The following is a 15,611-nucleotide window of genomic DNA, read 5'->3' as shown; positions in this document are numbered from 1 at the left end:
AGACACAACATGGAGGCTGTCATGGAGGTCGATTCCGACAGGTTGAATGCCTTTATGGGCAAGATGATCACCGAGGTCGGTGCGGCGATGAACGCATCGCTGGTCCTGCTGGGCGACAAGCTCGGCCTCTACCGCGCCCTCGCCGCCAAGGGACCCATGAACTCTGCCGAACTCGCAAGCGCCACCGGAACGAACGAACGCTACGTCCGCGAGTGGCTGGCGAGCCAGGCGGCTTCTGGTTACGTCGAATACGATTCCACTTCCGGCAAGTTCTCTATGCTGCCTGAGCAGGCGATGGCGCTTGCCGATGATGACAGCCCGGTCTTCCTCGGCGCGGTCGGCAATGTCATTGCCGCGGCGTTCCTCGACGAGCCGAAAATTACGGACGCATTCAAGACCGGCAAGGGCGTCGGCTGGAATCGTCGCAGCGAGTGCCTGTTCTGCGGCACCGCCCGGTTCTTCCGTACCGGCTACATGCATCATCTGGTGCAGGAGTGGCTGCCCGCGCTCGAAGGCGTCGTGGACAAGCTGAAGCGCGGCGCCAAGGTCGCCGACGTCGGCTGCGGGCACGGCGTCTCGACCCGGCTGATGGCGGAGGCCTTCCCGAATTCCCGCTTCTACGGCTTCGACTATCACGAGGGCTCGATTGCGGCCGCACGAAAGGCGGCCACTGAGGCGAAGCTGGGCGATCGTGTCAGCTTCGCGGTTCACTCGGCGAAGACCTATCCGGCCGAGGGCTACGATCTCGTCTGCTTCTTCGATTGCCTGCACGACATGGGCGATCCCGTCGGTGCCATCAGTCACGTGCGCGAGACCATGGCCAAGGACGGCACCTGCATGCTGGTCGAGCCGTTCGCAGGCGACCGCCTCGAAGACAACCTCAATCCTGTCGGGCGGGTCTACTATGCGGCGTCCACCATGATCTGCACGCCGGCCTCGCTCGATCAGGAGGTCGGCCTCGCGCTGGGCGCTCAAGCCGGCGAGGCAAGGCTGCGCAAGGTCGCCAGCGAAGGCGGCCTGTCGCGCTTCCGCCGCGCCGCCGAAACACCCTTCAACCTGATCCTGGAGGCCCGGATCTGATGCAACGGCGGACGCGCGCGGCCGGCGATGTCAGGCCGCGTCGTCCGTCCCCATGCCGAACGTGAGCTGATTGCCGTCGGCATCGACGACGTCGAAATCTCGCATGCGATAGTCACGGTCCTCCGGCCGGTTCAGCAGCCTGGCGCCGCGTCCCGATAGTTCGGCATAGATCTGATCGACGTCCCTGACGAAGATGCAGATGCCGCCGTGCCCGGGCAACCGCTTCGTTACCCCCGCCGCAAGCAGATGCAGGCCGACCTCCTCGCGGCAGAGGCAGGCGTAGGACGGAGGCTGACCGTATTCGAAGGTGACCTCGAAGCCGAGCACATCGCGGTAATAGGCGAGGCTGGCTGTGATGTCGGACACGACGAAGACGGTGGCGGAGCCGGCCATCATCGGGTGTTCGTCGGTCATTGGTCCCTCCATCCGGCAAGCAATCTCCTGCACGCAGCCTAGCATGCGCGCTGGAGGTCTTGCACGGCCCAAGCCGCACCGTAAGCTGTCGCCCGGACAAGGCGGAAGCGCCGAACGACAGCATCCCGCCGCTGCTGCCGCCGCTCGTCGCGAAATAACCGCGCCACCACCGCGATCGATGCCGCACGTTTCCCGAAAGCATGGAGAACCCGGTGACATCTGACAATCCAGTCGCCTACGAACGCGCAGGCAACATCGCCCGCATCACGCTGCGCCGCCCGCCTGTCAATGCCCTGAGCCTCGAGGTCATCCGTGCGGTGGTCGCGGCCCTGCGTCGCGCAGCGAACGATCCGGAAGCTCGCGTTGTCGTGCTGGCGAGCGCGATCGCCAAGCGCTTTTCGGCCGGCCTCGACCTCGACATCCTGCTTGGCAAATCCGGCGCCGAGATCCGCGAATTCCTCCAGTCGCTCTATATCGACCTTTACGACGCCCAGTACGGGCTCGGAAAACCGTCGATCGCCGCGGTCGGTGGTGCGGCGCGCGGCGGCGGCATGACCATGGCGGTGTCCTGCGACGTGGTGCTGGCAGCCGAGAGCGCGACGTTCGGCTATCCCGAGATCGACGTCGGCGTCATTCCCGCGATCCACTACGCGCATCTGCCGCGCATCGTCGGACGTCATCGCGCTTTCGAGCTGCTGTTCACCGGCCGCGTCTTCACCGCCGCGGAGGCGCGCGAGCTCGGCGTGGTGAACCGCGTCGTCGACGATGCCGGGCTCGAGGCCGAGGTGCTGAAGCTCGCGGCGCAATTCGCCAGCAAGTCGGCCGCCGTGCTGCGGATGGGCCGCGCCGCCTTCATGCGCCAGATCGATCTCGATTACCGGCGCAGCATCGCAAGTGCAGTGGACGATTTCTGCAATGTCGCGACGTCGGACGAAGCGCAGGAGGGTTTGAGGGCGTTCGTGGAGAAGCGGGCGCCGAAATGGTGAGGGGGCCGCCGGCCGCCCAGGGAGGCTGACGTTCAGGCCGTCCTGTCCACCGAGGACGACGAATCCGCAGGCGGATATTTCGTCACCGGCACAGTGAAGGATTTGGAGCCGACCTGGTAGATGATCTTGCCGTTTTGTCCGTTGTCGGTCGATATCTGCGACTGCCCGAACATGATGACGTTCCTGTAGACGTAGCCGGTGCCCTGGCGGGTGATACCGTCGGTGGTGACGCTGACCGTCGCCTCCTTGCCGTTGATGGCCAGCACGCGAAAGCTCGCGCTCTTGCCGATGTCGGCAGAATAGCCGCCCCAGCTTCCCATGAGGATGCTGTCGGAACCTGCCGGCGCCTGTTTCTGCAAAGTCGCGCTCTGCTTGCCAACGCCCGAGGAGAACAGGAGCACCAGGTTCTTGCCGTCCTTGGTGCCGACCGTGACGTTGCCGTAGCTTATGGTTGCACCATTGACCTCGCCGATACCGCGCTCGGTGTGCCCGTTATGGGTGTACTCGATCTGGGCCCTGGCCCCGCGGATGTTCACGACCTTGAAGCCGACGGCCTGGTTGTTGCCTGCCCAATTGCCCTTCCAGTCACCCACCAGACTGCTCTGGTGATACACCCGCTCGTTGGCGGGCGAAATCTGGCTGGTGCTCGATGTGACGATGGCCATTGGATTGCTCGGCGGATTTGTCTGACAGACCCGCTTCTGTTCACGCGCCGGACGGCGAAGTCAGAACTTTATCCGGAAACAACGGGAAGCAGGCCGATTAGGGCCACGCAGCAGTTAACGCGTGGTTAAATTCGACCGCGGGCGGGACAGGGCAAAAGGTCTCATTCGGGGTGGTGCGGATCAGCGCCCCCAGCGGTCCGACCAGATCTTCTCGCCGATCAAGCAGCTGACCCGTGGCTCCTTGTCGGCAACGCGCCTCACGGGGCGCTCCGGCATGCGGCCCGCGACCTCCATCAGGAGCTTGGTGCGGATCGCCTCCTTGAACTTGTCGCGATCCTTGATCGTGATGACGAAGGAGCCGGGACCGCCGATGACGCAGTCCTCGTAGTAGTAGTCGAGATTGTCGATATCCATGGTCGAATAGGACGGCTCCTTGACCATGATCGGCAGGCCGTTGATGACGATGCCCTTCTCGAGCGCGGCGTCGCGCGCCGCCGTGACCGGGCCGCCATTGTTGTTGGGGCCGTCACCGGAAATGTCGATCACGCGGCGCAAGCCGCGATAGGGATCCTCGTCGAACAACGGCATCGCGAACGTGATCGCTCCGGAGATCGAGGTGCGCGAGGCGCGCCGGATCGGCGTCTTCAAGATCTCGGCGGCGACCGCGTCCGCCGTCTCCGGTCCGTCGACCAGACGCCACGGGATGATGATCTTCTGATCGCTGGAAGCGGCCCATTCGAAGTAAGTCACCGCGATCCGGCCATTCGGCCCGAGCTTCAGCGCCTGGAGGAATTCCTTCGACTGGATCGCCTGCGCATAGCCTTCGCGCTGGATTGCGAGTTCGTCCATGTCCATGGAGTAGGACACGTCGACCGCGAGGACCAGCTCGACATCGACCGTCTGCGCGTCCCGATCGGCCGCTAGCCGTTGTGGCGAACTCTTGCTCGGTTCAAATTTGGGCCCTGGTGCCGCGATGCCCGCGACGTCCCCTCCGGCGAGCACGCCGGCCACCAGCACAGCCCCGATCGAGAACAGCATGCGCATCGCAGTCTCCCGTCGTATGACGCGATGGTGACATGCAATCGCCTTGCCGCAAAGTCCGAAGATCGCTTGCGCTTCACATTCCGGTTAGGAATTCGCGAGTTGGGAATGCGCACGTCACGCAAAGCTGCCGCCGTGTTGCCGCGCTTGCGCCACGGGGACATGCGCGATCGCTCACGCCATCATTCCGGAGCGTCCAGCAGCATCGAGCCGAAGACAGACCTTCCCCGCCCACTTGTCCGGTGCGATTTCCATGCTAGGTTGGATGTACAGATGGGGATGGAGTCCCCCGACAACCGCCCGTCGGCCTGTGACCGTAGTGGGCTGATGACTCCTGCTCGAGGAGGGGCAATCTCAAAGCCTCGGCCTTTGGCGGGAGCATGGACAAACCCGCCGATGGCGGGTTTTTTGTTGCCTGAAGGCGAAGGTCAGGGCGTGACGACGACGACACCGAATGCTGCGCGTGCGGGGCTGCCCAGGGGGATCTGGGTGCTCGGCTTCGTCTCGATGCTGATGGACGTCTCCTCCGAGATGATCCACGCGCTGCTGCCGGTCTATCTCGTCACCGTGCTCGGGGCCTCCACGCTCACGGTCGGCTTCATCGAGGGCATTGCGGAGGCGACCGCCTCGATCACGAAGATCTTCTCCGGCGCATTGTCCGACTGGCTCGGCCGGCGCAAGCTCCTCGCGGCGCTCGGCTACGGCCTAGCCGCGCTGACAAAACCGCTGTTCCCGCTTGCCCCCAGCGTCGGTTGGCTGATTGCCGCGCGCTTCATCGACCGCGTCGGCAAGGGTATTCGCGGCGCACCGCGCGATGCGCTGATCGCCGATATCGCACCTGCGGGTCTGCGCGGCGCGAGCTTCGGCCTGCGGCAGTCGCTCGACACCATCGGCGCATTCGTCGGACCGCTCGTGGCGATCGGCCTGATGTGGTGGACGGCAGATAATTTTGCCCTTGTCTTCTGGGTGGCGGTGCTGCCGGCCTTCCTGTCTTTCGGCCTGATCGCATTCGCGGTGAGCGAGCCGGAGCCGGACCCAAGCCGGGAGACTACGAAGAATCCGCTGAACACCTCCGCCATGCGGCAGCTCGGATCGGTGTACTGGCGCGTCGTCGCGGTCGGCGTGGTGTTCACGCTCGCGCGCTTCAGCGAGGCCTTTTTGATCCTTCGCGCGCAGAACATCGGCCTCTCTGCGATGTGGGTGCCGGCGGTGCTGGTACTGATGAACGTGGTCTATGCCCTGTCGGCCTATCCGGCCGGCGTGCTGTCGGACCGGATCAACCGGACCGGCCTGCTCGCGCTCGGCCTCGTCTTCCTCGCGGCCGCCGACCTCGCGCTCGCGCTGCTGCCGAACCTCGCGGGCCTCGCGCTCGGCGTCGTTCTGTGGGGGCTGCATATGGGATTGACCCAAGGCCTGCTGTCGGCCCTCGTCGCCGACGCCGCGCCGCCGAGCCTGCGCGGCACCGCATTCGGCTATTTCAACCTGTTCACGGGACTGGCCTTGCTGGCCGCAAGCGTGATCGCCGGCGCGCTGTGGGATGCCTACGGTCCGGCGGGCACGTTTTTGGCCGGGCTCGGCTTCGCGCTGGTCGCGCTCGCAGGGCTGCTCGCCGTCGGCAATGGTCTGGCAGCGGAGGACAAATGATGATGGAGGGGCGTTCGTCGTGTTGAGCGGAGTGATCGCAATCGTGGTCGGCAGCGTTCTCGGCGGCTGCGCGCGCTATTTCGTCTCGGGCGCGATCGCGCGGCGGCTGGGAGAGACCTTTCCCTGGGGCACCATGACCATCAACATCACCGGCGCCTTCCTGATCGGCATTTTCGGCGCGCTGGCAACCCATCCCGGCTCGGTGTTCGCCTCCCCCAATCCCTGGCTGTTCGCGGTGACCGGGTTCCTCGGCTGCTACACCACGGTGTCCTCGTTCAGCCTGCAGACGCTGACGCTCGCGCGCAACGGCGAGCCGATGCATGCGCTCGGCAATGTCGCGCTCTCGGTCGGGCTTTGCCTTGCCGCCGTCAGTTGCGGCTTTGTCCTCGCTGACGGTCTTGGAGGCTAGAGGCGGATGACCGTTCCCTCCTCCACCGACCGCTGGCGCAGCGCGATGCTCTATGCCTGGGTTTCCTTCGGCAGCGTCCTTGGCGGCCTCGCGCGCTATTTCGTCTCCCTCGTGCTCGACACCGGCCCGGGCTTCCCCGTCGCGACGCTGTTCATCAATGCCACGGGATCGCTGATCATCGGCTTCTACGCAACGCTGACCGGCCCCGACGGCCGCATGCTGGCGCGGCCCGAGCACCGGCAATTCGTCATGACCGGGTTTTGCGGCGGCTACACCACCTTCTCGGCCTTCAGCCTGGAGACCTTCCGCCTGTTCCACGGCGGCATGAAATACACGGCACTCGCCTATATCGCGGCATCCGTCATCTGCTGGCTGGTGTCTGTGTGGCTCGGTCATATGATGGCAAGCCGCTACAACCGCTTGACGAGGAGCTGACCATGCAAATCCCCAATCAGGCTGTTTCGCTCCGGATCTTCATCGGCGAGAGCGACCATTTCGGCGGCAAGCCGCTTTACGAAGCAATCGTCACGACAGCGCGCGAGCGGCATCTCGCGGGCGCCACCGTGCTGCGCGGCCCGATGGGGTTCGGCAAGTCGAGCCGGCTACACACCTCGAAGATCCTACGGCTGTCGGAAGACCTGCCGCTGCTGATCGAGATCGTCGACAGCGAGGACAGCATCAACGCATTCCTGCCCATCCTGGATGGCATGATGTCGAGCGGCCTGATCACCTTGGAGAAGGTGCAGGTCCTGCAATATGGTGAGAGGACCGCACACTGAGCACCGCGGCTGAACCGAGCCCGCCGTTTCCGGGAGGCGGAATGAACGACACCGTTACCAAGCCTAAAACCAGGACGAAGACCAAGGTCGAGCGGCCCAAGCTGCACAAGGTCATCCTGATCAACGACGACTTCACGCCACGCGAATTCGTCACGATGATCCTCAAGGCCGAGTTCCGCATGACCGAGGATCAGGCCTACAAGGTCATGATCACCGCGCACAAGCTGGGCGCCTGCGTGGTTGCCGTGTTCACCAGGGACGTCGCCGAAACCAAGGCCACCCGCGCCACCGACGCCGGCCGCGCCAAGGGCTATCCGCTGCTGTTCACGACGGAGCCCGAGGAATAGGGCTTCATCTTGCGGCGATGAATGATCTTCACCTCATCGCGATTCAGGCCATCACCACCGGCGTCTCTTCGGCGAGCCCATACACGCGCTGCGCCTTGGAAAATCCGGCGATCGGAAATTCGCCGAGCTCGCGCCAGTCATGGCGGCAGGCGTTCGCGAAGACTTCCGAGACCACGACGGTCCGCCCCAGCCGGCCCGTGATCTTCTCCAGTCGCGCCGCGAGATTGACGGCGGGGCCGATGCAGGTGAAGTCGAGGCGATTGCCGCCGCCGATATTGCCGTAGAGGATGTTGCCAACGTGGAGTGCGACGCCGAAGCGGAAGCGCTCGACGACGTCGCCGACCGGAAAGGCGAGTGCCTCGACGCTGGCGCGGGATTCGCGCGCGGCCTCCAGCACGCGCGCGCAGACATGCGCGGCATCGCCGATATATTCGTCGATCGGGAACACCGCGAGCAGGCCGTCGCCCATGAATTTCAGCACCTCGCCGCCATGGCCCCGGATCGCGGTGACCTGGCAGTCGAAATACTGGTTGAGGATCTCGACCACGGTCTCGGCCGGCAGCCGGTCCGATAGTGCGGTGAAGCCGCGCAGATCCGAGAGCCAGATCGCGGCCTGCATGGTGTCGTTGTGGCCGCGGCGGATCTGGCCGCCGAGGATACGCGCGCCGGCACGGTTGCCGACATAGGTGTCGAGCAGCATCTCGGCGGTGCGGCGCAGACTGATGATCTCGGCGACGCGCGCGAGCGGTGTCACGATGGAGCGGATTGCCGCGATGTCGTTGTCGCTGAAGCCGCCGGGATGCCGCGTGACCCAGCTCGTCGCGTGGATCGAGCCGTCGAGATAGTGCATCGGCATCGCGAGGTAGTCGGTCACGCCTTCGGCGCGCATGTCGTCGAGGAACGGAAACCGCTTGCTGTCCGGATCGTCCATCCGTCCCCGCACCTCGAGCCCCTCCTCGAACACGATCCGGAGCGGGCTCCGGGCGAATTCGGGCGTGTCCAGGATCTCGAAATCGACGGTGCCGATCTCGACCTTCTGACCTTCCCGCCAAATGAAATTGCGGCCGAAGATTTCCGGATGCAGCGTACGAATGAAGATGCCGAACCGCGACAGCGGCAGGCCGGCCGCGACCAGATGCTCGCAGACCTCGGCGATCATCTCGGAAGGGGTCCCGGACGACCTCGCACCGTCGATCAGCCAGTTGGTGATGCGCTGGATCTCGGAGTTTTGCATGTCCGCATTTGCGGACGAAGTTGTGGGGACGTCAAGCTGCGCGGTGGGCTGGTACCGCGACGATAGGACCGTGCGCTAGCGTCCAACCTGCCCGCGATCCCGAATGAAATGATCGGCCAGCACGCAGGCCATCATGGCTTCGCCGACCGGGACGGCGCGGATGCCGACGCAGGGGTCGTGGCGGCCCTTAGTGAAGATCTCGGTGTCGGCGCCCTTGCGATCGACAGTGAGGCGCGGCTGGAGGATCGACGAGGTCGGCTTCACCGCGAAGCGCACCACCACCGGCTGTCCGGTAGAGATGCCGCCCAGAACACCGCCGGCATGGTTAGAGAGGAAGCGCGTGCCGTCATTGCCGGTACGCATCTCGTCGGCGTTCTCTTCGCCGGTGAGCTCGGCCGCGCCAAAGCCGGCGCCGATCTCGACGCCCTTCACGGCGTTGATGGTCATCATCGCGCCCGCGAGATCAGAATCGAGTTTTGCGTAGATCGGGGCACCTAAGCCTGCCGGCACGCCTTCGGCGACGACCTCGATCACCGCGCCGATCGACGAGCCGCTCTTGCGGATGCCGTCGAGATACGTCTCGAAGAAGGCGGCCTTGTCCTTGTCCGGACAGAAGAACGGATTTTTCGCAATCTCGTCCCAGTCCCATTTATCGCGGTCGATCTTGTGCGGGCCGATCTGCACCAGCGCGCCGCGCACCTTGACGTCGGGCAGCACTTTTCGCGCAATCGCACCGGCGGCGACGCGCATCGCGGTCTCGCGCGCCGAGGAGCGGCCGCCGCCGCGATAGTCGCGCAGGCCGTATTTGGCCTCATAGGTGAAGTCGGCGTGGCCGGGCCGAAACTTGTCCTTGATCTCGGAATAGTCCTTCGAGCGCTGGTCGGTGTTCTCGATCAGCAGGCCGATCGGGGTGCCCGTCGTCACCTGCACGCCGGTCTCCGGATGCGCCATCACGCCGGACAGGATTTTCACTTGGTCCGGCTCCTGGCGCTGGGTGGTGAAGCGCGATTGGCCGGGCCGGCGGCGGTCGAGGTCCTGCTGGATATCGGCCTCGGTGAGCGGGATCATCGGCGGGCAGCCATCGACCACGCAGCCGATCGCCACCCCATGGCTCTCGCCGAAGGTGGTGACGCGGAACATGTGGCCGAAGGTGTTGAAGGACATCGCTAGCCTGTAAGTCAGTTCTGACTTGTGTCGTAACGCGCCCTGAAATTGGGGTCAAATACGCGCCACAGTCGTCATGGCCGGGCTTGTCCCGGCCATCCACGTTCTTGACCGCCCGAAGCAAAAAGTCCGTGGATGCCCGGGACAAGCCCGGGCATGACGGCGGAGAACGGGGCGGCGCCCTTAACTATACTTCTCCAGCCGCCCGTCCCGAAACACGTAGACGGCGCCCTGCTCGATATAGAGCTCGGCGGCGCTGGCCGGCGTTTCAAGGCCGAGCGAAACCATCAGGGCCCGGCAAGTCCCGCCATGGGCGACCGCGACGGTGTCGGTCCGGAGCTCGTCGTACCAGGCCCGCACGCGGACCTGCACATCAGCGTAGGTCTCCCCGTCCGCGGGGCCGACCGTCCATTTGTCGGCGAGGCGCCTGGCATAGACGTCCGGATCGGCCGCCTCGCTCTCGGCCAGCGTCAGCCCTTCCCAGCTGCCGTAGCCGATCTCGCGCAGGCGATCGTCGAGCGCGTAGTCCGCCAGCGGCAGCTCGAGCTTACCGCGCGCGAGTTCCATGGTCTGCCGTGCACGCCCGAGCGGGCTCGACACGTAGGGTAACGCCGCCTTGTCCTTGCCGTCGCGCTTGAAGAGATCCGCCAGCACCCCGCCGGCCTGCACGGCCTGACCGCGTCCACGCGCGTTCAGCGGAACGTCCTTGGTGCCCTGAAGCCTCCCGAGCGCATTCCACTCGGTCTCACCGTGGCGAAGATAATAGATCGTGGGCACGGGCATTCCAGATTTATGAGCTAGTCCTTGCCGCCGAACGAGATGTCCGGCGCGTCCGGGCGCTTCATGCCGAGCACGTGATAGCCGGAATCGACGTGATGCACCTCGCCAGTGACGCCGCGCGCGAGGTCGGAGAGGAAATACAGCGCGCTGCCGCCGACGTCTTCGATCGAGACGTTGCGTCGCATCGGCGCGTTGTTCTCGTTCCACTTCAGGATATAGCGGAAGTCGCCGATGCCGGACGCCGCGAGCGTCTTGATCGGGCCGGCCGAGATCGCGTTGACGCGGATGTTCTTCTCGCCGAGATCGGCGGCGAGATAGCGCACGCTGGCCTCCAGCGCAGCCTTCGCCACGCCCATCACGTTGTAGTGCGGCATCCACTTCTCGGCGCCGTAATAGCTGAGCGTGATGAGCGAGCCGCCATCGGTCATCAGCTTCTCGGCGCGCTGCGCCACGGCCGTGAACGAGTAGCAGGAGATCAGCATCGACTTGGAGAAATTCTCCGGCGTGGTGTCGACGTAGCGGCCGTCGAGCTGCTCGCCGTAGGCGATCGCATGCACCAGGAAGTCGATCTTGCCCCACTTCTCCTTCAGCACTGCGAAAGCGGCGTCGATGGTCGCGGCATCGGTGACGTCGCAATGGCCGAGCACGAGGCCGCCGATCTCGGCGGCGAGCGGCTCGACGCGCTTCTTGAGCGCATCGCCCTGATAGGTGAAGGCGAGCTCGGCGCCGGCTGCGTGGCATGCCTTGGCGATGCCCCAGGCGATCGAGCGGTTGTTGGCAAGGCCGAGGATCACCCCGCGCTTGCCCTGCATCAGACCTGAATTCTGCGCCATTTGCTAACGTCCCGTCGAGCTCTCGTTGAGGTCTGGAGGTACACCAGCCCTCCTTCGCGGTACAGTCCTAATACGCGGCGTTAACGCTGTTTCAAGCGCCGGAATAGCCGTTCCGTTCGGGTGTTATGATGATTGAGGCGCTCGCGCCGGACACCAGGACGTCAAGACGGCATGAGTGCGTTTCGCCAGAGTGTGGAAGCCATGATCCCGGCGTTGCGCCGCTACGCCCGCGCGCTCACGCGCGATGCGGATGCGGCCGACGACCTGGTGCAGGATACGCTGGTGCGGGCGCTGCGTTCGGAGCGCCTGTTCCTCGGAGGCGATGTCAGGAGCTGGCTCTATACGATCCTGACCAATCTCAACAAGAACCGGCGGCGCTCGCTGGCAAGGCGCCCGCAATTCACGCAGCTGACGGAGAACAATCCGGATGCCAGCGGGACCGAGGCCGAAGGGCGCGACATCGAGAAGGCGCTGGCGACGCTGGTCGAGGAGCAGCGCTCGGTGCTTCTGCTGGTGATGCTGGAGGGCATGAGCTACCGCGAGGTCGCCGACATCCAGGGCGTGCCGATCGGCACCGTGATGTCGCGCCTGGCGCGGGCGAGAGCCCACGTTAAAGCATCGCTGGAAGGTGAGCGCCCGGCGCTCAAGCGGGTGAAGTGATGGCAGTGTTGATGCATCGCGCAGGTCGCTTCGCCTGCATGGAGCGGGAAGCAGCGCAGTTGAACCGCGAAAGACATTTTGGGCCGCAGAGCCAGAGACGATCGATATGAACGACCATAATATTCCCATTACCGAAGACGAGCTGCACGCCTATGTCGACGGCGAGCTGCCGGCCGAGCGCCGCGCCGACGTCGAGGCCTGGCTTGCCGCACACCCTGACGATGCCGGACGCGTGCAGTCCTGGCGCGCCATGGCCGAGATGCTTCACGCGCGTTACGACTCTGTCGTCCAGGAGCCGGTGCCGGCCCGGCTGGAGCTCGAGCGGCTGGAGCGCCGTCCCCGGCAATGGTTCTATGGCGCCGCGGCGGCTGTGCTGGTCGCCTTCGTGGCCGGCGGCACCGCCGGTTGGGTGGCGCATGGCGCCGCCAACGCCCCCTCGACCTTCCAGAGCTTTACGGCGGACGCGCTCGACGCCCACCGCCTCTATGTCGTCGAGGTTCGCCACCCGGTCGAGGTCGGCGGCAACGAGCGCGACCATCTCCAGGCCTGGCTGACCAGGCGCTGCGGCTGGACCGTGTTCGCGCCGAACCTGGAGGCAAGCGGGCTGAAGCTCGTCGGCGGCCGGCTCTTGCCGGGGCCGAACGGTCCGGCGTCGTTCCTGATGTATGAGGGCGCCTCGGGCGAGCGGTACACGATCTACACCGCCAAGACCGAGGCCGGTGCGACTCAGATGCGCTACGCCAAAGCCGACAAGGACGGCGCACTGTTCTGGGCCGAGCGCGGCGTCGGCTACGTCGTCAGCGGCGGCAGCGATCGCGATCGCCTGACCAAGGTCGCGCAGGCGGTCTACGACCAAGCCGAGAAAAACGGTACCTGAGCAACCGCTTGAAGGCGGTGCCTCGATTCCGACATTGAAAATTTGGAATCAAGACATGGGTGCGTCTCATTATCGCACCGGATGCTCACGAGAAAATGAGTAGCGTTCGATCCGCCGATCGACGCGGGCGGCCTCGATTGGGGTTTTTGGTACCGCGCTGGTCCCCCTCTCGAGGCCGCACCTATTATCGACTGCCCCGCCGGACAGCCGACACGTCGAACCACATGGGCCGGGAGGCGCTCTCACGCCTCAGGCATATGACGAGCATCATCTGTCGAGAGATGCTCTGGACCGTTGGGAGAACCCCCTTCAGTTGCGACTTCGCCCTAAAGCGCGATGGCTCACGCTTCAGCAGTTTTCTCTGCGCATGATCTTTTCGGAAAGCCGCTGAACGCCAAATGAACGCCTCGCGCTCACGCGCCCACCGGTCCGGATCATACTTTAGCCAAGCCCGCTACGTGGATTGTAGGGGTGTTGGTCCCGCCACTTCTCCATCAATGCCTCAAGCTCGGCGTCGTTCCCGTCCGGTAGCATAATCCTGATGGTGACGAAGAGATCCCCGGTTCCGCCAGTTTTTGGCAATCCCTTGCCCTTGAGGCGGAAGGTCCGGCCGCTGGAGGTGTTTTTCGGGACCGACAGTTCCACGGCATTGCCGAGGGTCGGCACGCGGACCTTGCCGCCGAGCACCGCCTCGTAGAGCGTGACCGGTAGGTCGATCCTGAGGTCGGCGCCCTCGATCTTGAAGTACGGGTGCGGCGCGATGCTGATCGTGATCAGGAGATCGCCCGGCGGATGGCCCTGAGCGCTCTCGCCCTGCCCCCGCAACCGGATCTGCTGGCCCTCGGTGACGCCGGCCGGAATCTTGACGTTGAGCTCCTTGCCCGTCGGCAGCCGGACGCGCTTCTCGCCGCCCTTGACCGATTCTTCCAGCGAGACGGACATGGCGACATTGACGTCGAGATCGAGGCCGATCCCGCCGGTGTCGAATTCGAACTGCCCGGCACCGCCGGCCCCGGGCCGCGCACCACGCGTCCCGCCGAACATGCTGTTGAGGATGTCCTCGAACGCGCCGCCGCCCTGACCAGGGCCCGCGCCGCCACTGCGGAACGTATAGCTTTCGAACCCGCCGGGACCTGCACGGCCGCGTGGCCCGCCGCCGCCCGGAAAACCCTGGAAGCGCGGCTTGCCGTCGGCGTCGATCTCGCCGCGGTCGAACTGCTTGCGCTTGTCCTCGTCGCCGATGATCTCGTTCGCCGAATTGATCTCGGAGAAGCGCTCGGCGGCCTTGGGGTCATCCTTGTTGCTGTCGGGATGGTGCTTCTTGGCAAGCTTGCGATAGGCGCTCTTGATCGCGGCAGCGTTGGCGCTCCGCGGCACCCCCAAGACCTCATAGGGGTCGCGCATCCGTCACGTCTCCTTCAAGAGAAATCGAATTGTTCAAAGGGCTCCCCGCCCCATCTGCTGGTCATGTGGGAGGCGAGTGGCATTTTTGCAACTAGCCGCGGAGCCGATTCCTAGCTCCGCCACGGCTTTAGCGTATGAATCTCCCAACGGCCACGGCTGCTTTGGCAGCCGGCGCCCTGGAGCCAGCTTTCGGTGCTGCCATTGACGTAGCTCGCCAGGAAGTCCCGGCACTTGCGGCCGTCCTCGGCGGCATAGGACTGCGCGATCGGCGTCACCGAGCCGCGCGCTCCGGTTTCCGGATTTTCCCAGTGCTGGCTGGAATCCTTGTCGCCCTTGCTCAGCACGTCGGAGGCGGCGTTACGGGCGAAGGCAAGATCGGTGTCGGTCGGCGGGGCGTCCTTTGCCGGCCGCGCGATCGAGCCGGTCAGGTCGCTGTCGTCGGCCTTGGCGTAGGCGCTGGTGTCGTTGCGGGAAAAGCTGCAGCCGCCAGAGCCGAGCCCGATCAGAATCATTGTCATGACAAAGCCGGACGGCCGGATCGCCGATAGGCCAACGCGTCCCCATGCCCTATATAGGGCGGTAGCGGACAACAACGCGTTTTGGGCCGCGGGACGCAATTCGGACTCCGGACATGACCGACACGACCTCGATGAAACACCAGACACCCTTAACATCCGGTGATTTCACCGCCGCCGACGAGCCATTTGCGCTGTTCGAGGCCTGGCTGAACGAGGCGATCAAGAGCGAGCCGAACGATCCGAACGCCATGGCGCTCGCAACCGTCGACCCCGACGGGCTGCCAGACGTGCGCATGGTGCTGATGAAGGGCTTCGATGCCGACGGTTTCGTCTTCTACAGCCACATCGCGAGCCAGAAGGGCCGCGAACTCGCCGCAAATCCTAAGGCGGCGTTACTTTTTCACTGGAAGTCGCTGCGCCGTCAGGTCCGCATCCGCGGCAACGTGACGCCAGTGACCGACGCCGAGGCCGACGCTTACTTCGCCACCCGCCCCAAGCAGGCGCAGATCGGTGCCTGGGCGAGCAAGCAGTCCGAGGCGCTGGAAAGCCGCTTCGCCTTCGAACAAGCCATCGCCAAAGTCGCGGCCAAGCACATCATCGGCGAGGTGCCGCGGCCGCCGGGCTGGAGCGGCTGGCGCATCACGCCCTCGCGTATCGAGTTCTGGCACGACCGCCCGTTCCGCCTGCACGACCGTATCGAATTTCGCCGTGACGCGGCCGGCCAGCCATGGTCCAAGACGCGGATGTATCCCTGAGCTTAGGCCGACCTGAAAGAT

19 protein-coding genes and 1 riboswitch are annotated in these 15,611 nt (G+C 65.0%); of the genes, 10 read left to right on the top strand and 9 right to left on the bottom strand.

Annotation, left to right across the window (positions count from 1 at the left end; all coding sequences use genetic code 11):
• Positions 1 to 21 precede the first annotated feature (21 nt).
• Positions 22 to 1,080, top strand: a complete 1,059-nt coding sequence (locus ABIA90_RS24200; RefSeq protein WP_166350537.1) for a class I SAM-dependent methyltransferase — start codon at positions 22 to 24, stop codon at positions 1,078 to 1,080.
• 30 nt (positions 1,081 to 1,110) lie between these two features.
• Here the strand turns inward: ABIA90_RS24200 and ABIA90_RS24195 are convergent, their stop codons facing one another.
• Positions 1,111 to 1,494 carry a bleomycin resistance protein gene (locus ABIA90_RS24195; protein WP_354119893.1) on the bottom strand — a complete coding sequence of 128 codons (384 nt, stop codon included), beginning with the start codon at positions 1,492 to 1,494 and terminating at the stop codon, positions 1,111 to 1,113.
• A 212-nt stretch (positions 1,495 to 1,706) separates the two neighbouring features.
• Here ABIA90_RS24195 and ABIA90_RS24190 point away from each other — a divergent pair, with 212 nt between their 5' ends.
• Positions 1,707 to 2,480: an enoyl-CoA hydratase/isomerase family protein gene (locus tag ABIA90_RS24190; RefSeq protein WP_354119894.1), complete on the top strand. Its 774-nt coding sequence runs from the start codon at positions 1,707 to 1,709 to the stop codon at positions 2,478 to 2,480.
• Positions 2,481 to 2,512: 32 nt separating this feature from the next.
• On the opposite strand, the gene ABIA90_RS24185 is transcribed toward ABIA90_RS24190, so the two are convergent.
• Positions 2,513 to 3,145: a hypothetical protein gene (locus ABIA90_RS24185; protein ID WP_071916058.1), complete on the bottom strand. Its 633-nt coding sequence runs from the start codon at positions 3,143 to 3,145 to the stop codon at positions 2,513 to 2,515.
• 180 nt (positions 3,146 to 3,325) lie between these two features.
• Positions 3,326 to 4,189 (bottom strand): DUF1194 domain-containing protein, encoded by an 864-nt coding sequence (locus ABIA90_RS24180; protein ID WP_063984919.1) that lies wholly within the window; start codon positions 4,187 to 4,189, stop codon positions 3,326 to 3,328.
• A gap of 263 nt (positions 4,190 to 4,452) precedes the next feature.
• Positions 4,453 to 4,530: riboswitch (Fluoride riboswitch) on the top strand.
• Positions 4,531 to 4,582: 52 nt separating this feature from the next.
• Between ABIA90_RS24180 and ABIA90_RS24175 the strand changes: the two genes are divergently transcribed.
• Genes ABIA90_RS24175 through clpS form a run of 5 tightly spaced genes read left to right on the top strand, consistent with a single transcriptional unit; the run spans position 4,583 to position 7,365 of the window.
• A complete protein-coding gene (locus ABIA90_RS24175; RefSeq protein ID WP_502916653.1) occupies positions 4,583 to 5,830 on the top strand; it encodes an MFS transporter in 1,248 nt (415 codons plus the stop codon).
• Complete coding sequence (crcB, locus tag ABIA90_RS24170; protein ID WP_354119895.1) at positions 5,805 to 6,239, top strand: fluoride efflux transporter CrcB; 435 nt, start codon at positions 5,805 to 5,807, stop codon at positions 6,237 to 6,239. Before ABIA90_RS24175 ends, crcB (ABIA90_RS24170) begins: the two co-directional genes overlap by 26 nt.
• A gap of 6 nt (positions 6,240 to 6,245) precedes the next feature.
• Complete coding sequence (gene crcB / locus ABIA90_RS24165; protein ID WP_247314118.1) at positions 6,246 to 6,674, top strand: fluoride efflux transporter CrcB; 429 nt, start codon at positions 6,246 to 6,248, stop codon at positions 6,672 to 6,674.
• A gap of 2 nt (positions 6,675 to 6,676) precedes the next feature.
• Entirely contained in the window at positions 6,677 to 7,018 is a 342-nt protein-coding gene (locus ABIA90_RS24160; RefSeq protein WP_354119896.1) for a DUF190 domain-containing protein, read from the top strand.
• 41 nt (positions 7,019 to 7,059) lie between these two features.
• Entirely contained in the window at positions 7,060 to 7,365 is a 306-nt protein-coding gene (gene clpS, locus ABIA90_RS24155; RefSeq protein ID WP_014497217.1) for an ATP-dependent Clp protease adapter ClpS, read from the top strand.
• A gap of 43 nt (positions 7,366 to 7,408) precedes the next feature.
• On the opposite strand, the gene ABIA90_RS24150 is transcribed toward clpS, so the two are convergent.
• From ABIA90_RS24150 to fabI, 4 genes are all read right to left on the bottom strand, one after another.
• Positions 7,409 to 8,599 carry an adenylate/guanylate cyclase domain-containing protein gene (locus ABIA90_RS24150; RefSeq protein ID WP_354119897.1) on the bottom strand — a complete coding sequence of 397 codons (1,191 nt, stop codon included), beginning with the start codon at positions 8,597 to 8,599 and terminating at the stop codon, positions 7,409 to 7,411.
• Between the two features lie 75 nt (positions 8,600 to 8,674).
• A complete protein-coding gene (gene aroC, locus ABIA90_RS24145; RefSeq protein ID WP_071916063.1) occupies positions 8,675 to 9,763 on the bottom strand; it encodes a chorismate synthase in 1,089 nt (362 codons plus the stop codon).
• Between the two features lie 183 nt (positions 9,764 to 9,946).
• Positions 9,947 to 10,546 (bottom strand): histidine phosphatase family protein, encoded by a 600-nt coding sequence (locus ABIA90_RS24140; protein WP_354119898.1) that lies wholly within the window; start codon positions 10,544 to 10,546, stop codon positions 9,947 to 9,949.
• A 14-nt stretch (positions 10,547 to 10,560) separates the two neighbouring features.
• Positions 10,561 to 11,376 (bottom strand): enoyl-ACP reductase FabI, encoded by an 816-nt coding sequence (fabI, locus tag ABIA90_RS24135; protein ID WP_166087769.1) that lies wholly within the window; start codon positions 11,374 to 11,376, stop codon positions 10,561 to 10,563.
• A gap of 171 nt (positions 11,377 to 11,547) precedes the next feature.
• Between fabI and ABIA90_RS24130 the strand changes: the two genes are divergently transcribed.
• On the top strand, positions 11,548 to 12,036 hold the full coding sequence (locus ABIA90_RS24130) for a sigma-70 family RNA polymerase sigma factor (RefSeq protein WP_014497222.1): 489 nt from the start codon (positions 11,548 to 11,550) through the stop codon (positions 12,034 to 12,036).
• A gap of 106 nt (positions 12,037 to 12,142) precedes the next feature.
• The gene (locus ABIA90_RS24125) at positions 12,143 to 12,913 is read left to right on the top strand and encodes an anti-sigma factor family protein (protein WP_354119899.1); all 771 of its coding nucleotides are present in this window, start codon (positions 12,143 to 12,145) and stop codon (positions 12,911 to 12,913) included.
• A gap of 441 nt (positions 12,914 to 13,354) precedes the next feature.
• Here ABIA90_RS24125 and ABIA90_RS24120 read toward each other — a convergent pair whose 3' ends face one another.
• Positions 13,355 to 14,317, bottom strand: coding sequence for a DnaJ C-terminal domain-containing protein (locus ABIA90_RS24120; protein ID WP_354119900.1), 963 nt, complete (start codon positions 14,315 to 14,317; stop codon positions 13,355 to 13,357).
• A gap of 110 nt (positions 14,318 to 14,427) precedes the next feature.
• On the bottom strand, positions 14,428 to 14,835 hold the full coding sequence (locus ABIA90_RS24115; RefSeq protein ID WP_028158074.1) for an RT0821/Lpp0805 family surface protein: 408 nt from the start codon (positions 14,833 to 14,835) through the stop codon (positions 14,428 to 14,430).
• Positions 14,836 to 14,948: 113 nt separating this feature from the next.
• On the opposite strand from ABIA90_RS24115, the gene pdxH reads away from it, so the two are divergent.
• On the top strand, positions 14,949 to 15,590 hold the full coding sequence (gene pdxH / locus ABIA90_RS24110) for a pyridoxamine 5'-phosphate oxidase (RefSeq protein WP_085401293.1): 642 nt from the start codon (positions 14,949 to 14,951) through the stop codon (positions 15,588 to 15,590).
• The last annotated feature ends 21 nt before the right edge of the window (positions 15,591 to 15,611 follow it).

Origin of the sequence: Bradyrhizobium sp. LA6.8, assembly GCF_040547935.1 — a bacterium.
Classification (GTDB): domain Bacteria; phylum Pseudomonadota; class Alphaproteobacteria; order Rhizobiales; family Xanthobacteraceae; genus Bradyrhizobium; species Bradyrhizobium barranii.
Note: the sequence above shows the minus strand (reverse complement) of the source record. Positions and strands in the feature narration are given on the sequence as shown.

What these genes read in the sequence shown, in the direction of transcription:
- ABIA90_RS24200 (WP_166350537.1), top strand. Translation starts at nt 22, where the DNA reads ATGGAGGTCGATTCCGACAGGTTGAATGCCTTTATGGGCAAGATGATC.
- ABIA90_RS24195 (WP_354119893.1), bottom strand. Translation starts at nt 1,494, where the DNA reads ATGACCGACGAACACCCGATGATGGCCGGCTCCGCCACCGTCTTCGTC.
- ABIA90_RS24185 (WP_071916058.1), bottom strand. Translation starts at nt 3,145, where the DNA reads ATGGCCATCGTCACATCGAGCACCAGCCAGATTTCGCCCGCCAACGAG.
- ABIA90_RS24180 (WP_063984919.1), bottom strand. Translation starts at nt 4,189, where the DNA reads ATGCGCATGCTGTTCTCGATCGGGGCTGTGCTGGTGGCCGGCGTGCTC.
- ABIA90_RS24175 (WP_502916653.1), top strand. Translation starts at nt 4,583, where the DNA reads ATGGCGGGTTTTTTGTTGCCTGAAGGCGAAGGTCAGGGCGTGACGACG.
- crcB (WP_354119895.1), top strand. Translation starts at nt 5,805, where the DNA reads ATGGTCTGGCAGCGGAGGACAAATGATGATGGAGGGGCGTTCGTCGTG.
- crcB (WP_247314118.1), top strand. Translation starts at nt 6,246, where the DNA reads ATGACCGTTCCCTCCTCCACCGACCGCTGGCGCAGCGCGATGCTCTAT.
- ABIA90_RS24160 (WP_354119896.1), top strand. Translation starts at nt 6,677, where the DNA reads ATGCAAATCCCCAATCAGGCTGTTTCGCTCCGGATCTTCATCGGCGAG.
- clpS (WP_014497217.1), top strand. Translation starts at nt 7,060, where the DNA reads ATGAACGACACCGTTACCAAGCCTAAAACCAGGACGAAGACCAAGGTC.
- ABIA90_RS24150 (WP_354119897.1), bottom strand. Translation starts at nt 8,599, where the DNA reads ATGCAAAACTCCGAGATCCAGCGCATCACCAACTGGCTGATCGACGGT.
- aroC (WP_071916063.1), bottom strand. Translation starts at nt 9,763, where the DNA reads ATGTCCTTCAACACCTTCGGCCACATGTTCCGCGTCACCACCTTCGGC.
- ABIA90_RS24140 (WP_354119898.1), bottom strand. Translation starts at nt 10,546, where the DNA reads ATGCCCGTGCCCACGATCTATTATCTTCGCCACGGTGAGACCGAGTGG.
- fabI (WP_166087769.1), bottom strand. Translation starts at nt 11,376, where the DNA reads ATGGCGCAGAATTCAGGTCTGATGCAGGGCAAGCGCGGGGTGATCCTC.
- ABIA90_RS24130 (WP_014497222.1), top strand. Translation starts at nt 11,548, where the DNA reads ATGAGTGCGTTTCGCCAGAGTGTGGAAGCCATGATCCCGGCGTTGCGC.
- ABIA90_RS24125 (WP_354119899.1), top strand. Translation starts at nt 12,143, where the DNA reads ATGAACGACCATAATATTCCCATTACCGAAGACGAGCTGCACGCCTAT.
- ABIA90_RS24120 (WP_354119900.1), bottom strand. Translation starts at nt 14,317, where the DNA reads ATGCGCGACCCCTATGAGGTCTTGGGGGTGCCGCGGAGCGCCAACGCT.
- ABIA90_RS24115 (WP_028158074.1), bottom strand. Translation starts at nt 14,835, where the DNA reads ATGACAATGATTCTGATCGGGCTCGGCTCTGGCGGCTGCAGCTTTTCC.
- pdxH (WP_085401293.1), top strand. Translation starts at nt 14,949, where the DNA reads ATGACCGACACGACCTCGATGAAACACCAGACACCCTTAACATCCGGT.